Source organism: Mycobacterium sp. 4858, from assembly GCF_900240975.1.
Classification (GTDB): Bacteria; Actinomycetota; Actinomycetes; order Mycobacteriales; family Mycobacteriaceae; genus Mycobacterium.
Genome location: NZ_LT968776.1, coordinates 2,068,544 through 2,082,472, shown reverse-complemented (window position 1 = coordinate 2,082,472; position 13,929 = coordinate 2,068,544). Strand labels below are relative to the sequence as shown.

Sequence of the window (13,929 nt, the reverse complement as noted above, 5' to 3'; positions counted from 1 at the left end):
GCGACCGGTGGGCCGGAAAACAGGTTTGCTCAAGCCGTCCGCCCGGCCGGGCGGTGCGGGCGAGAATAGGGCGATGAGCGCACCCAGCCCACCGGATTCGCCGCCCGCCGCCCCGAGTTGCTATCGGCATCCCGGCCGGCCGACGTACGTCCGCTGCAACCGTTGTGAGCGCTACATCTGCGGCGACTGCATGCGCAGCGCCGCGGTCGGGCACCAGTGCGTGGAGTGCGTCCGGGCGGGCGCCCGAACCATCCGGCAACCGCGGACCCGCTTGGGCGGGCGGCAGCGGTCGGCGACGCCGGTGCTCACCTACGCGCTGATCGCCGTCAACGTGGTCGTGTTCGTGCTGCAGATGGCGTCGGGGAATCTCGAGAAGCAGCTGGCGCTGTGGCCGCCGGCGGTCGCCGACGGCCAGTTCTACCGCCTGGCGACGTCGGCGTTCCTGCACTACGGGGCGACGCATCTGCTGTTCAACATGTGGGCGCTGTACGTGGTGGGACCGCCGCTCGAAATGTGGCTGGGCCGACTGCGTTTCGGTGCGCTGTACGCGCTGAGCGGGTTGGGTGGCTCGGTGCTGGTCTACCTGGTCTCGCCGCTCGACACCGCGACGGCGGGCGCCTCGGGGGCGATCTTCGGCCTGTTCGGCGCCACCTTCGTGGTGGGCAAGCGGCTGGCCGTCGACGTCCGCTGGGTGGTGGTGGTCATCGGGCTCAACCTCGTCTTCACTTTCCTTGTCCCGCTGATCAGTTCGCAACGCATCAGCTGGCAGGCGCATGTGGGCGGGCTGGTCACCGGTGGGCTGGTCGCGGCCGCCTACGTGTATCCGCCGAAGGAGCTCCGCAACGCGGTCCAGGCGGCGGTGTCCCTGCTGGCGCTGGGGGCGTTCGCCGTACTGGTCTGGTGGCGCACCGCGCAGCTGCTCGCGGAGTTCTCCGCATGAGCTGGTGGCTCGCGCACTCCGAGCACACGCTGACTCAGGACGTGCCCGCGCCCCCCGGCGAGGTCCGCGACTTCTACGTGGACCTGGACAACATCAAGATCGTCCACCCGCTGATCGTGTCCGTGCGCACGCTGTCGCGCAGCGAGACCGCGGAGGGCGTCGTCCACAGCTACCGGGTGCGCGACCGGATCCCGTTGGGCCCGTTCACCATCACCAACACCTACCGGGCCACGTTGCGGGTGCCCGCGGCCGGTGACGTGTTGACCGAGGCCGACCAGTCGCCGGGGGTACACCTGCGCGGCACGGTCAGCTTCGAGCCGATCGCGGCGGGCACGCGGATGACCGAACGCATCCGGATCGCCGCGCCGCGGCCGCTGGCGCCGTTCACGGCGCGCGAAGCCGTCAAGGCGCACGTCGCGATGCTGGCCGGCATCCGCCGCCATTTCGAGACCGAATGATCAGCGAGGCTTCCACTCCGACGTCAACGCCGTCTCCGACAGATACTTCGTCGAACTCCACCCGCCGTCGACCACGATCGTCTGGCCGTTGATGAAGGCGCCGCCGGGCGAGCACAGGAACGCGATGGTGCTCGCCACGTCGTCGACCGTGCCCAGCCGCTGATGCGGCGTCATCTCGGTGTTGATGCGCCGGAACCGCTCGTCGTGCAGGCGCTCTTCTGTCATCGGCGTCTGAATCACTCCGGGGGCCACCGCATTACAGCGGATGCCCTGCGCCCCGTATTGGCAGGCGATGTGGGTGGTCAGCGCGGTGAGGCCGCCCTTGGCGGCCGAGTACGCGCCGCCGCGCAGACCACCGACCACGGCGAAGGTCGACGTGACGTTGATGATCGCCGACCCGGGCGGCATGTGCGGCAGCACCTGGCGAATCAGGCGGAACGGGGCCCGCAGCATCAAACCCAGGAAGTGGTCCAGCGATTCGTCGTCCGTCTCGTGAACCGGCCGGGGGCTGCCGATGCCGGCGATGTTGACCAAAATGTCGATGCGTCCCCACTTGTCCACCGCGGCATCGGTGATCCGCTGCGGGGCATCGTCGTCGGTGAGATCGACGGCCACCGTGGCCACCCGGTCGGGATCGCCGATGTGTTGCGCCAGCTCGGCGAGTCGCTCGTCGTTTCGTCCGGTCGCCAGGATCGCCATGCCCGCCTCGGCGAGCTTCACCGCGCAGCCGAAGCCGATCCCCCCGCTCGCCCCCGTCACCACCGCTACCTGCATGTCACTGTTCCGCCTTCATCAGCGCCGCCTTGATCCGGTGCTTCAATATCTTTCCCGCGTCGTTCTTGGGTAGCACGTCCCAAAGTTCAAGCTGCTCGGGCGCTTTGAACCGCGCCACGCCCGAGTCTTCGAGGAAGCTGCGCAGGCCGGCCACGTCGAGGTCGGGCCCGCCCGCGGGGACCACGACGGCGCAGGCGCGTTCCCCGGTCCGCGCGTCGGGCAGCCCGACGACGGCGATTTCGGCGATGCCGGGGTGGCCGGCGAGGACGTCCTCGACCTCCTTCGGCGAGATGTTCTCGCCGTTGCGGATGATGATGTCCTTGGCCCGGCCGGTGACGACGAGATAGTCACCGTCGAGCCGGCGCGCCAGGTCCCCGGTGCGGAAGTAGCCGTCGTCGTCGAAGGCGTCGGCCTCGTCTTCGGGATGCTGGTAGCCGGTCAGCATCTGCGGCCCGCGCGCGTGGATCTCGCCGCCGACCAGCTTCACCTCCGCCAGGCCGACGCGCCCGTCGGTGTCGGCGGCGCGCTCGGGGTCCCGCAGCGACCCGACCGTCGTGACGGGGACCTCCGTCGAGCCGTAGACCCGGGTGACGATGGCCGACTCGAAATAGGCTGCGGCCCGGCGGATCAGCGCGGGCGGCACCGACGCCCCTCCGCAGATGAACACCTTCAGGTCCGGCAGGCGGGTGCCGGCGCGCTCCGCGGCGGCCAGGATGTGCTCGAGGAACGGGGTCGCCCCGGCCATGTGTGTGCACCGCTCGGCTTGCATGAGCGCCACCGCGTCGTCGCCGTCCCACCGCTCCATCAGGACCGCGGTGGCGCCCAGCAGCAGCGGGCATTCGAAGGCATAGATGGAACCGCCGATGTGCGCGATGGGCGACGCGACCAGGAACGTGTCGCCGGGTTCGACCAGCCAGTGCTCACCGAGCTGGCGGATCAGGGCGTGGATCGAGTTATGGCTGTGCAGAACGCCTTTCGGGCGTCCGGTGGTGCCCGACGTGTACAGGATCATGCGTACGGCATCGGGATTGAGCGCGGGGAGCGCCCCGACCGGGGCGCGTTCTTCGAGCAGCGAGTCGAAGGGCACGAACCCCGCGTCGGCGTCCCCGCGCACGATCACGACCTCGGGCGGGGACTCCAGCTGCTCGGTCACCCGGCCCAGCATCGCGGCATAGTCGTGGCGGCCGAACCGGGCCGGCGCGAAGATCATTCGGCTGTCGGCGTCCTCCAGGACGAACCGGAGTTCGCGGTCCCGCATGGACGGCAGGATGGGGTTGGCCACCATCCCCGCCAACGTGGTGGCCAGGTAGATCAGCGCGGCCTCGTGCCAGTTGGGCAGCATGAAGGACACCACGCTGCCCGGGGGGATGCGGGCGTGCAGCGCGTGCGCCAGCGTCGTCGCCTGCCGGTACAGGGTCAGACAGTCCAGCCGCCGATCACCGTCGACCAGCGCCACCCGGCGCGGCGTGCGCTCGGCGGCCTCACGCAGCGCGTCGGCCAGCGTGGTGCGGACCCCCCAGCCGCGCGCGTAGGCCTCGGCGGCGCGTTCGTCGTCCCACCGAACCCACCGCCCGCCGATCAGCTTCCGGCTGGTGGCCATTGCGGCAGCTTAGCCACGAACCCGGCGCATCGTCATCGAGTGCCGGAAGCGCGACGCGGGATGGGTGTTGATGGTGACCTGGGCGACCCGCCCGTCGGACGCCGTGTAGGTCCGCCGCACCTGCAATGCCGGTGCGCCCGAATCGATCTCGAGACCGGCGGCCAGGTCGGGGGGGATGAGCACCGCGGCGATCTCCTGCTGAACCTCGACGATGCTCAGCCCGAACAGGTCCTCGATCAGCGGGAAGATGGGGCCCTCGTGGCGTTGCAACAACCGGCCGACCCCCGCGAACGCGCGGTTGATGTAGTACTCGGTGCGGCACAGCGCCGCCCCCGCGGCCGCTTCGGCGGCGCGCCGGAAACCGCGCACGGTCAACCATTGCTCGCCGGCCGCCAACCCGGTGCGGGTGGCCAGGTCGTCGTCGACGGTGACCATGGCGACCGACTCGATGGCGAACCGGGTGTCCGTCGCGAACGCCAGCAGGTCGTTGATCGACATGACGTGCTGGACGTAGGAGTCCGACGACGGCCGCGGCACCACGAGGGTCCCGGTCCGGGGGCGCGACGACACCAGGTTGTCCTCACGCAGGCGCCGCAGCGCCTCCCGAATGGTGTACCGGCTGACCGCAAACCGCTCACAGAGTTCGTGTTCGGTCGGCAGTTGGGAGCCCACCGGGTAGACGCCCTCCACGATCTCCTTGCGCAACGTGCGGGCGACCTGCAGGTACCGGTGATCGACGACTCTGGCTTCCGGCATCTTTTCCCCTCAACCTTCCCGTCGCACGGCCAGCACGCTCCCGTCGCCGTCCGCCGAGACGTACAGCGTGCCGTCGGGCCCGGCGGCGAGGCCGGCGAACGGACCCTGCGGGCCGGAGAAGGGCGGCATGCCGCGCAGCGGCTTGGGCGTCACCCCGGGCGGGGCGCCCACCGGCAGGCCCGACGCGATGGTCCGGCGGGCCCCGGTGTCCAGGTCGAAGGCGACCAACTCCTTGGCGCCGGCGTCGACGACATAGAGCTGCCCGTCGCGCACCAGGATGCCCTGGGGGGCCGGGGGGCCCCGGGTGCCGGGTCCGAGGCGACCAAACCCTGTGGGCCGGGGGGGGACGACAGAGGGCGGCCGCGCCGCCCCCGGGAGGCCGGGGGGGGGTGGCGGGCCGCCCCACACGGCGTTGCCCGCCCCGCCGAGTCGGACGACCCGCCCGGCGCCCGCCTCGGACACCAGGCAGGCCCCGTCGGGGGCGATGGCCACGCCGACCGGTTCGCTGAGCCCGGTGGCCATCACCTCGACGGCGCCCGCGCCGATGGACAGCACGCGGCCCGCGCCGAGTTCGGCCGCGACCACGGCCCCTCCCGGCGCGACCGCGACCCCGTAGAGCTGGTCGAAACCTTCAGCGAGAACGACGCTTTCGTTGTCACCCGGCCGGTAGCGTGCCACCTGGCCGTTGGAGGTGGTGACGACGAACTCGCCGTCGGCGACGGCGGCCAGGCCGCGCAGGAACCCCGGGTAGCCGGGGGTGAACATCATCCCGACGGTGCGCAGAGAGCCGTCGGAGAGGAGCACATAGAAGTACGTCCCGTCGGCGATGTAGAGGTTGCCGTCGGCGCCCACCGCCAGATCCAGCGGCCAATTCAGCCCGCCCGGCAACACCGTTCGGGTCTGGCCGTCGCCGAGGATCTCGGTGATCTCGCCGGTGAAGTTGGAGACGAACACCCGCTCACCGACGAAAGTGAGGTTGTCCAGGCCGGGATTCAACGTTGCCAGCACGGTCCGTTCGCCGGTGCGCGCATCGATGCGCAGCACCTGCCCGCTGTGCACCTGGGTCGACACGATGCGCCCGCGGGAATCGAACTTCACCGCGTCGGGGACGCCGAGGTCGCCGGCCACGCGTTCGGGCTCCCCGCCGTCGGGGTCGATACGCCAGATCTCGTTGGCGCCCATCAGCGGGAAGTAGAGCATGCCGTCCGGTCCGACCTCCATGGCGTTGGGCGACGGCGCGTTCTCCAGCAGCACCCGCGCCGCGCCGGCGGCCGGATCGAGCTCCAGCAGGCGGCCGCCCTCGCGGCACTCGCCGATGAAGAGCCGCTGCCCGTGAAAGGTGATGCCGTTGGCCGACGGCACGTCGTCGCGCAGCACCCGGCTGCGGCCCGCCGGATCACGCACGCTCACCCGGCCGTCCATGACTTCGGTGGCGAACAGGTTGCCGTTCGGGTCGAACGCGACGTCGTCGGGGGCGACGATCTCGCCACCCTTGGCGCTGACGACGTCCAGCCGGCCGGTCGCCGGGTCGAGCGCGCTGATCTGGCTGCCGGTCACCTGGGCGATGTAGATCCGGCCGTCCGGCCCGGTGCGTAAGCCGTTCGCACCGAACAGCCGGCTCGGGGGTGTCAGGCGGGTGAGGCTCCAGCCGTCGGCGGCGCGGGGGTCCCGTTCGGCGGTATAGCGGCACTGAGGCGGCGACGATCCGGCCATCACGCTCGCACGGTAGCAACGCACCGCTGGTCCAGACAATAGACGTTGCAGTATTTATCGGATCCCTTGACGCGTCGCGGTGCCGCGGAGAATCATGCTCTCTAATGAGTGCACATCGTTATCTTGTCCGGACAATTATCTGATTCGATGACAGGCGACCTACTGAGCCTGGATGGGCGCATCGTCGTGGTCTCCGGCGCGGCCGGGGGCGGCATCGGCACCACGGTCACCCGCATGGTCGCCGAGGCCGGGGCGACCGTGATCGCGGTGAGCCGCGGGCGGGAGAACCTCGATCGCCACCTGGGGCCGCTGCTCGCCGCGGGGCTCTCGGTGGTGCCGGTTGTGGCCGACGCCTCCACCGAAGACGGCGTGCGAACCACGATCGACGCCGTGCGGCGCGCGGACGGTGAACTCCACGGGCTGGTCAACGTCGCCGGCGGCGCGGATCCCTCGACATGGATGCCGTCGACCCGGGTGACGCGCAGCGACTGGCGAGAACTGTTCGCCCGCAACCTGGAGACGATGTTCTTCATGAGCCAGGCCGTGGCCGCGGAGCTGAAGCACCGCGGCCGCCCGGGCTCGATCGTGTCGATCTCGTCGATCAGCGGGATGAACACGGCGCCCTTCCACATCGCCTACGGCACGGCCAAGGCCGCCATCGTCGCGGCGACCCGCACGATGGCGCTCGAACTCGCGGACGGCCCGGCCCCGATCCGGGTGAACGCCGTCGCGCCCGGGGTCACCGAGACGCCGGCGTCGGGCGCCTACGTCGACTCCGACGCCGAGCGGGATCGCCGCGCCATCGCAATGGGTCGCCGCGGGCGGCCCGCGGAGGTGGCCGGCGCGGTCCTGTTCCTGCTGTCGGACCTGTCGAGCTACATCACCGGACAGACGCTGCTGGTGGACGGCGGATTGAACCTCAGGTGGGGGCACCTGGGCGCCGACAACACCTCGTTGTTCCTCAAAGACGAATCATTCCGCGCGGCGATCACCCGCTGGGACGGGTAGAAAGCGAGGCCCCGATGGCACAGAACGGCGCGGCCGCGCCCGGGGAACTGACCGAGCCGGTCACCATCCCGGTGGAGGCGTACCTCTCCGAGGACTACGTGCGCGCCGAGCGCGACAAGCTATGGCGCAAGGTGTGGCAGCAAGTCGGGCGCGTGGAAGAGCTGCCCGGCGTCGGCAGCTATCTCACCTACGACATCCTCGACGACTCCGTCGTCGTGATCCGCACCGGAGCCGACACGCTCAAGGCCCACCACAACGTGTGCATGCATCGCGGCCGCCGGCTGGTCGACACCCCGGCCGGCGCGAGAAACGCTTGCGGACAAAAGAAGTCGTTCGTGTGCGGGTTTCACGGATGGACGTACGACCGGGACGGCGCCTGCACCCACGTGCCGGAAAGACAGGACTGGCAGGGCGCGCTGACCCCGGAGAACACCTACCTGGCACCGGTGAACGTCGACACCTGGGGCGGCTGGATCTGGATCAACATGGACCCGGCCTGCGAGCCGCTGCGGGACTACCTCGAACCCGCCGCCACCATGCTCGATCCGTTCCGCCTGCAGGACATGCGCTGCAAATGGCGCAAATGGCTGCATTTCGACTGCAATTGGAAGGTCGCCATGGAGGCCTTCAACGAGACCTACCACGTGGCCACCACGCACCCGCAGTTCAACAGGTTCGGCAACTTCCGGGGCTGGGCGATGGCGCAGGGCAAACACAGCAACATCGGCTACGACGCGCCCGAGGGGCTGGAGGAGACCAAGTCGAAGATCCGGCTGGGAACCGGTGCCGATCCCCGCATTTCGACGGCCGAGATGCAGATCTACACGCTGGAGGAAACCAACGCCACCACCACCAGGACCCTGGTGGAAGCGGCGCGCCGGCTGGTCGACGAGTTGCCGGACGACACCCCCGCCGGCCGGGTGCTCGAGCACTGGCTGTCCTCGGCCCGGCGCGACGACGCCGCCCGGGGCGTGGTGTGGCCGACCATCGATCCCGAACACCTGGCCAAGAGCGGCACGGCGTGGCAGATCTTCCCGAACTTCCAGATCGGGCAAGGCCTGACCACCGCGCTGTGTTACAGCGCCAGGCCACACGGCTACGATCCGGACAAGTGCATCTTCGAGGCGTCGTGCTACGAGCTGTATCCCGAAGGCGAAGAGCCGCAGACGGAATGGGTGTACGCACCGCCGGACGACCCGAACTGGCGCAGCGTGTTGCCGCAGGACTTCTCCAACATGGCCGCCGTCCAGCAGGGCATGAAGTCCTATGGCTTCCGCGGCCCCAAGCCCAACCCGTACATGGAACGCAGCACCGCCAACCTGCACCGCAACCTCGCCCGGTATATGGGCTCCGGTGCCCCGAAAAAGTTAGCGACGGAGATACAACGATGAAGGTCAATCTTGGTTTCGGCGCGCACAACTCGCACGACTGGGAGCGCGTCCTCGCCGAGGACTTCGGCCGGCCACCCGCGACGCCGGACTGGGAGTGCGTGCAGGCGACGCTCGCCATCGCCGACCTGGCCGAGCCGCTCGGGTTCGACGGCATCTGGATGCCGGAGCACTGCGGGACGCCGTATGGCATGACGCCCAACCCGATTCAGGCGCTGAGCTACTTCGCCGGCCGCACCCAGCGGGTCGGCCTGGGCACCTTCGTCGTCGTCGCGCCGTGGTGGCATCCCGTTCGGCTCGCACACCAGATCGCCTACCTCGACATCCTCTCCAACGGCCGCTACACCACGATCGGGATCGGCCGCGGGGTCTCGAAGGGGGAGTTCGACGCCGTCGGCGTGCCCCGCGAGGAGAGCAGGCAGCGGTTCAACGAAACGCTCGACATCCTGCAGCTGGCGTTCTCCGGGGAGCGGTTCTCCTACGAGGGGGAGATCTTCAAGGTCCCCGAAATGTCGCTGCGCCCCGAACCGCGAAGCGACGACCTCTTTTCGCGCATCTACAGCTCGTCGTCGACGGTCGAGTCACTGGAGATACTCGCGCGCCGCGGCATGGTCCCGCTCTTCGTCGGCAACAAGCCGATCGAGGACGCCGGACGGGAAGTGCAGAAGGTCAACACGTTCCGGAAGGAAGAGGGGCTGTCGCCCTGCCAGCCGAAGAACGTGATGTTCATGTACTGCACCACCGGCGACCCCGCGGAGTCCGAGGAGTGGATCTGGACGGCCAACCGCGACGTCACCGTGCACTACGGCTTCGCCGACGCGTCGAACTTCAAGGGCGTCAAGGGCTACGAGGCCTACGCCGCCCGGGAGGCCACCGCCACGGCCGTGCTCGCCTCCTCGGTAACCGGTGACGCCAAAGGCCCGTCCAAGACGCCGGGCTACCACGCCTCAAACCTGCTCATCGGGACACCGGAGGAAATTTTCACCCGCATCAAGGCCGCCCAGGAGGCGTGCTCGTTCTGCGAGCTGACCATCGTCCCCCAGTTCGGCACCATGCCCTACGACAAGGCGATGGCCAGCACCGAGCTGTTCGCCAGGGAGGTGCTGCCCGCCGTCCAGAAGATGGACGCGCCCCTGCACGCCGCGGCGCTGCCGGAGAACGCCCTGGCATGACGGACCCGGATTGCGCCCCTTCGCAGACCCCGAACGACGTCGACTTCGAGGCGCTACGCGAAAAGTACCGTCGGGAGCGCGAGAAGCGACTGCGCCCGGAGGGATCCAAGCAGTATGTCGAACTGGTCGACGACTTCGCGGGGTACTACGAAACCGACCCGCACTCACCGCCGTTGGTGCGCGATCCGATCTCGGCGGACATCGACGTCGCCGTGATCGGCGGCGGGTTCGGCGGCCTGCTGTGCGGCGCCTATCTGAAGAAGGCGGGCGTCGCTGACGTCCGGGTCATCGAGCTGGGTGGCGACTTCGGCGGCGTCTGGTACTGGAACAGGTACCCGGGCATCCAGTGTGACAACGAATCATATTGCTACGTACCGCTACTGGAGGAGCTGAACTTCATCCCGTCGAAGAAGTTCGCCGACGGCGCCGAGATCTACGACCACTGCCGTCGGATCGGGAAGCACTACGGGCTCTACGACTCGGCGATTTTTTCGACCCAGGTTCGCGAGCTGCACTGGGACGAGCCCGGCAAGCGCTGGCGGACCAGCACCGACCGCGGCGACGACATCCGGGCCCGCTTCGTGGTGATGGCCTCGGGCCCGTTCCACCGGCCCAAACTACCCGGCATCCCGGGGATCAACGACTTCAAGGGGCACAGCTTCCACTCCTCGCGCTGGGACTATGAGTACACCGGCGGGGACACGTCGGGTGGGCTGGACAAGCTCGCCGACAAGCGGGTCGCGGTGGTGGGCACCGGGGCGACGGCCATCCAGATCGTGCCGTTCCTGGGCCGGCATGCCAAGCAGCTCTATGTCTTTCAGCGCACCCCGTCCTCGGTCGGCGAGCGCAACAACGCGCCGACCGATCCGGAGTGGGTGAAGTCGCTGATGCCGGGCTGGCAGAAGGAGCGCCAGCGCAACTTCCATGCCTGGACCTTCGAGGGGATGGCACTGGGCCAGCCGGATCTGGTCTGTGACTTCTGGACCGAGCTGGGCCGCAACACCGCCGCGCGGGTGCTCGGGCTCAAGGACCCGACCGCTATGACGCCGGAGCAGTTCATGGCCATCCGCGACGAGGAAGACTTCAAGGTGATGGAACGGCTGCGGCGCAGGGTCGAGAGCCTGGTCGAGGACCCTGAGACCGCCGAGGCGCTCAAGCCCTACTACCGGTTCCTGTGCAAGAGGCCGACCACCAACGACGACTACCTGCAGACCTTCAATCGCCCCAATGTGACCCTGGTCGACGTGTCGGCGAGCAAGGGTGTCGAGCGGGTGACCGAAAAGGGCTTGGTGGCCAACGGCATCGAGTACGAGGTCGACTGCATCATCTACGCCAGCGGCTTCGAGATCACCACGGAGATCAGCCGACGGTATTCCATCGACGCGATAACGGGCCGCGACCGGGTGTCACTGTTCGACCACTGGCGCGACGGCTACCAGACGCTGCACGGCATGACCAGCCGTGGCTTTCCCAACCAGTTCTTCACCGGCTTCACCCAGGTCGGCATCTCGGCGAACATCGCCGCCAACTACGAACTGCAGGGCGAGCACATCGCCTACATCATCTCCGAGGCGCTGGCTCGCGGCGCGACCACCGTCGAGCCCACCGAGGCCGCCCAATCCCGGTGGTGCCAAACCATCAGGGAGACCGCGATCGACAACAGCGCGTTCGATTCCGAATGCACGCCGGGCTATTACAACAACGAAGGCGGTGGCGGGGGCGAGGGCATCCGGTCCCATCTGGGTGAGCCGTTCGGGCCGGGGTTCTACGCATTCAGCGATCTGCTGACCGAATGGCGCGACAGGGGTGACCTGGACGGTCTAGAACTGGGATCGTGATGGCGCAACTGAGATTCGACGATCGGGTAGCGGTGGTGACCGGCGCCGGCCGGGGGCTGGGCCGGGAGTATGCGCTGCTCTTGGCCGCCCGGGGCGCCAAGGTCGTGGTCAACGACACCGGCGGGGCGTTGACCGGCGCCGGCGCCGACGACCGTCCCGCCCACCAGGTGGTGAGCGAGATCAGGGCGGCGGGCGGCGACGCGGTCGCCTGCACCGAGTCGGTCACCACGCCGGGGGGTGGCCAGGCGATCGTCCAAGCGGCACTGGACAACTACGGGCGCCTCGACATCCTGATCCACAACGCCGGCAACGTCCGGCGGGGATCGTTGAAGGAGCTGAGCTACGAGGACTTCGACGCCGTCATCGACGTCCACCTGCGGGGCGCTTTCCACGTGGTGCGGCCGGCGTTCCCGCTGATGTGCGACGCGGGATATGGTCGTGTCGTGTTGACCTCGTCGATCGGCGGCCTCTACGGCAACCACGGCGTCGCCAGCTATGCCGCCGCCAAGGCGGGCCTGCTCGGCCTGTCCGACGTCGTCGCGCTCGAGGGCGCTGCGGAGGGGGTGCTGTGCAACGTGATCGTGCCGTCGGCGGTGACGAGAATGGCTGAGGGTCTTGACCTTTCGGCCTATCCGCCGATGGGTACCGAGCTCGTCGCGCCCGTGGTGGGCTTGCTGGCACACGAAAGCTGCCCGGTGAACGGGGAAATCCTGGTCGCCATCGCCGGTCGCGTGGCCCGCGCGGTGATCGCCGAAACCCCCGGCGTGCATCGCCCGTCGTGGTCGATCGAGGACGTGGCCGAGCAGATCGATGCCATCCGCTACCTGGCGGTGCCGCTGGTCTTCCCCGTCATTCCGGACGGCCACGGCGACCACATTCGCTACAGCTTCGAAACCGCGGCACGCAAAGAAGGTGCGCGCCATGTCTAGTCGCGCGGCCGGTCCCGGCCGGCACGGCGGACCGCTGACGGGTGTGCGCGTCGTCGACCTCACCGCGATGGTGATGGGGCCCTATTGCACGCAGATCATGGCAGACATGGGCGCCGACGTGATCAAGGTCGAGCCGCCGCAGGGCGACGACACGCGTTACGTGTCGGTGGGGCCGGCCCGCGGCATGGGCGGCGTCTTCGTCAACGTCAACCGCGGCAAGCGTGGCATCACCGTCGACCTGCGGTCGGAGTCGGGCAAGGCGGTGTTGCGGGCGCTGATCGAACGGGCCGACGTCTTCATCCACTCGATGCGCTCCAAAGCCGTTGCCCGGCTGGGGTTCAGCTACGACGAGGTGGCGGCGATCAATCCGGCCATCGTCTACACCAACTGCTATGGCTACAGCCGGCGCGGCCCCAACGGCGACCTGCCCGCCTACGACGACACCATCCAGGCGGCCTCCGGGGTGCCGTTCGTCCAGGAGCAGTTGACGGGAGAACCCAGCTACGTCGGCACCATCATGGCGGACAAGGTCGCCGGACTGACCGCGCTGTACGCCACCATGATGGCGTTGTTCCACCGCGAGCGCACCGGTGAGGGACAAGAGGTGGAAATCGGCATGTTCGAGACGATGGCGTCGTTCATGCTCGTCGAACACGCCAACGGCGCCATGTTCGACCCACCGCTGGGCCCCGCGGTGTATCCGCGGACGGTGGCCCCGAACCGGAGGCCGTACCGCACCCGGGACGGTTACATCGCGGCGCTGATCTACAACGACAAGCACTGGGCCGCCTTCATGGACGCGGTGCGGCCGCCCTGGGAGAGCGAGCTGTACGCCACACTCGAGCGGCGCGCGCGGCAGATCGACTCCGTGTACGCGCTGCTGGCCGAGACGATGGCGCAGCGGACGACCCAGGAGTGGCTCGATCTGTTCCGGGAACTTCAGATACCGGCCGCGCCGCTGTCGAGTCCGGCGGCCCTGTTCGACGACGAGCATCTCAACGCCCTCGGCTTCTTCGAGACGGTGCGCACGCCGCACGGGCCGGTGCGGTTCCCCGGCGTGCCGACCTGGTTCTCCCGGACACCGGGGCGCGTGGCCGGCCCGGCGCCGGAGCTCGGCGGCGACACCCAGGAGGTTCTCGAGGAACTGGGCCTGGCCGTCGTCGACGTGAACGCCGAGGTGAAGCCGGCCGGGCCCGTATAACACGCGCGGCGCCTACCAAAAGCGAAGCGCGTCATGGCGTGTCTCTCCGGTCGATCCGGCCGCCTCGCCTCTAGGCTGGCTTGCTGAACTCAACAGGAGGGGCAGCGACGTATCGGCATCAACCATGGCGCCGGGCGAGATGGTAGTTACGG

At 69.0% G+C, this 13,929-nt stretch carries 12 protein-coding genes; 8 read left to right on the top strand and 4 right to left on the bottom strand.

The genetic code is table 11. The annotated features are described in order from the left end of the window. The first annotated feature begins 73 nt into the window (after positions 1–73). The gene (locus C1737_RS18310; RefSeq protein WP_102419120.1) at positions 74–940 is read left to right on the top strand and encodes a rhomboid family intramembrane serine protease; all 867 of its coding nucleotides are present in this window, start codon (positions 74–76) and stop codon (positions 938–940) included. Beyond that, a complete protein-coding gene (locus C1737_RS18305; RefSeq protein WP_102419119.1) occupies positions 937–1,398 on the top strand; it encodes an SRPBCC family protein in 462 nt (153 codons plus the stop codon). Before C1737_RS18310 ends, C1737_RS18305 begins: the two co-directional genes overlap by 4 nt. On the opposite strand, the gene C1737_RS18300 is transcribed toward C1737_RS18305, so the two are convergent. The 4 genes from C1737_RS18300 to C1737_RS18285 are packed head-to-tail and all read right to left on the bottom strand — an operon-like array spanning position 1,399 to position 6,241. Further along, positions 1,399–2,172, bottom strand: coding sequence for an SDR family NAD(P)-dependent oxidoreductase (locus C1737_RS18300; protein WP_102419118.1), 774 nt, complete (start codon positions 2,170–2,172; stop codon positions 1,399–1,401). It abuts the gene before it with no gap. 1 nt (position 2,173) lies between these two features. Beyond that, positions 2,174–3,772 carry an AMP-binding protein gene (locus C1737_RS18295; protein WP_102419117.1) on the bottom strand — a complete coding sequence of 533 codons (1,599 nt, stop codon included), beginning with the start codon at positions 3,770–3,772 and terminating at the stop codon, positions 2,174–2,176. A gap of 9 nt (positions 3,773–3,781) precedes the next feature. Then, positions 3,782–4,528 carry a GntR family transcriptional regulator gene (locus tag C1737_RS18290; RefSeq protein ID WP_102419116.1) on the bottom strand — a complete coding sequence of 249 codons (747 nt, stop codon included), beginning with the start codon at positions 4,526–4,528 and terminating at the stop codon, positions 3,782–3,784. Between the two features lie 9 nt (positions 4,529–4,537). Next, positions 4,538–6,241, bottom strand: a complete 1,704-nt coding sequence (locus C1737_RS18285) for an SMP-30/gluconolactonase/LRE family protein (protein ID WP_102419115.1) — start codon at positions 6,239–6,241, stop codon at positions 4,538–4,540. 147 nt (positions 6,242–6,388) lie between these two features. On the opposite strand from C1737_RS18285, the gene C1737_RS18280 reads away from it, so the two are divergent. The 6 genes from C1737_RS18280 to C1737_RS18255 are packed head-to-tail and all read left to right on the top strand — an operon-like array spanning position 6,389 to position 13,777. Further along, positions 6,389–7,249, top strand: coding sequence for an SDR family NAD(P)-dependent oxidoreductase (locus C1737_RS18280; RefSeq protein WP_102419114.1), 861 nt, complete (start codon positions 6,389–6,391; stop codon positions 7,247–7,249). Between the two features lie 14 nt (positions 7,250–7,263). Then, entirely contained in the window at positions 7,264–8,640 is a 1,377-nt protein-coding gene (locus C1737_RS18275) for an SRPBCC family protein (RefSeq protein ID WP_102419113.1), read from the top strand. Then, complete coding sequence (locus C1737_RS18270) at positions 8,637–9,809, top strand: LLM class flavin-dependent oxidoreductase (protein WP_102419112.1); 1,173 nt, start codon at positions 8,637–8,639, stop codon at positions 9,807–9,809. Before C1737_RS18275 ends, C1737_RS18270 begins: the two co-directional genes overlap by 4 nt. After that, positions 9,806–11,647, top strand: a complete 1,842-nt coding sequence (locus C1737_RS18265) for an NAD(P)/FAD-dependent oxidoreductase (protein ID WP_102419111.1) — start codon at positions 9,806–9,808, stop codon at positions 11,645–11,647. The genes C1737_RS18270 and C1737_RS18265 overlap by 4 nt, the downstream gene beginning before the upstream one ends. Next, positions 11,647–12,576 (top strand): SDR family NAD(P)-dependent oxidoreductase, encoded by a 930-nt coding sequence (locus tag C1737_RS18260; protein WP_102419110.1) that lies wholly within the window; start codon positions 11,647–11,649, stop codon positions 12,574–12,576. Before C1737_RS18265 ends, C1737_RS18260 begins: the two co-directional genes overlap by 1 nt. Continuing rightward, positions 12,569–13,777 (top strand): CaiB/BaiF CoA-transferase family protein, encoded by a 1,209-nt coding sequence (locus C1737_RS18255; RefSeq protein ID WP_102420010.1) that lies wholly within the window; start codon positions 12,569–12,571, stop codon positions 13,775–13,777. The genes C1737_RS18260 and C1737_RS18255 overlap by 8 nt, the downstream gene beginning before the upstream one ends. Positions 13,778–13,929 lie beyond the last annotated feature (152 nt).

What these genes read in the sequence shown, in the direction of transcription:
- C1737_RS18310 (WP_102419120.1), top strand. Translation starts at nt 74, where the DNA reads ATGAGCGCACCCAGCCCACCGGATTCGCCGCCCGCCGCCCCGAGTTGC.
- C1737_RS18305 (WP_102419119.1), top strand. Translation starts at nt 937, where the DNA reads ATGAGCTGGTGGCTCGCGCACTCCGAGCACACGCTGACTCAGGACGTG.
- C1737_RS18300 (WP_102419118.1), bottom strand. Translation starts at nt 2,172, where the DNA reads ATGCAGGTAGCGGTGGTGACGGGGGCGAGCGGGGGGATCGGCTTCGGC.
- C1737_RS18295 (WP_102419117.1), bottom strand. Translation starts at nt 3,772, where the DNA reads ATGGCCACCAGCCGGAAGCTGATCGGCGGGCGGTGGGTTCGGTGGGAC.
- C1737_RS18290 (WP_102419116.1), bottom strand. Translation starts at nt 4,528, where the DNA reads ATGCCGGAAGCCAGAGTCGTCGATCACCGGTACCTGCAGGTCGCCCGC.
- C1737_RS18285 (WP_102419115.1), bottom strand. Translation starts at nt 6,241, where the DNA reads ATGGCCGGATCGTCGCCGCCTCAGTGCCGCTATACCGCCGAACGGGAC.
- C1737_RS18280 (WP_102419114.1), top strand. Translation starts at nt 6,389, where the DNA reads ATGACAGGCGACCTACTGAGCCTGGATGGGCGCATCGTCGTGGTCTCC.
- C1737_RS18275 (WP_102419113.1), top strand. Translation starts at nt 7,264, where the DNA reads ATGGCACAGAACGGCGCGGCCGCGCCCGGGGAACTGACCGAGCCGGTC.
- C1737_RS18270 (WP_102419112.1), top strand. Translation starts at nt 8,637, where the DNA reads ATGAAGGTCAATCTTGGTTTCGGCGCGCACAACTCGCACGACTGGGAG.
- C1737_RS18265 (WP_102419111.1), top strand. Translation starts at nt 9,806, where the DNA reads ATGACGGACCCGGATTGCGCCCCTTCGCAGACCCCGAACGACGTCGAC.
- C1737_RS18260 (WP_102419110.1), top strand. Translation starts at nt 11,647, where the DNA reads ATGGCGCAACTGAGATTCGACGATCGGGTAGCGGTGGTGACCGGCGCC.
- C1737_RS18255 (WP_102420010.1), top strand. Translation starts at nt 12,569, where the DNA reads ATGTCTAGTCGCGCGGCCGGTCCCGGCCGGCACGGCGGACCGCTGACG.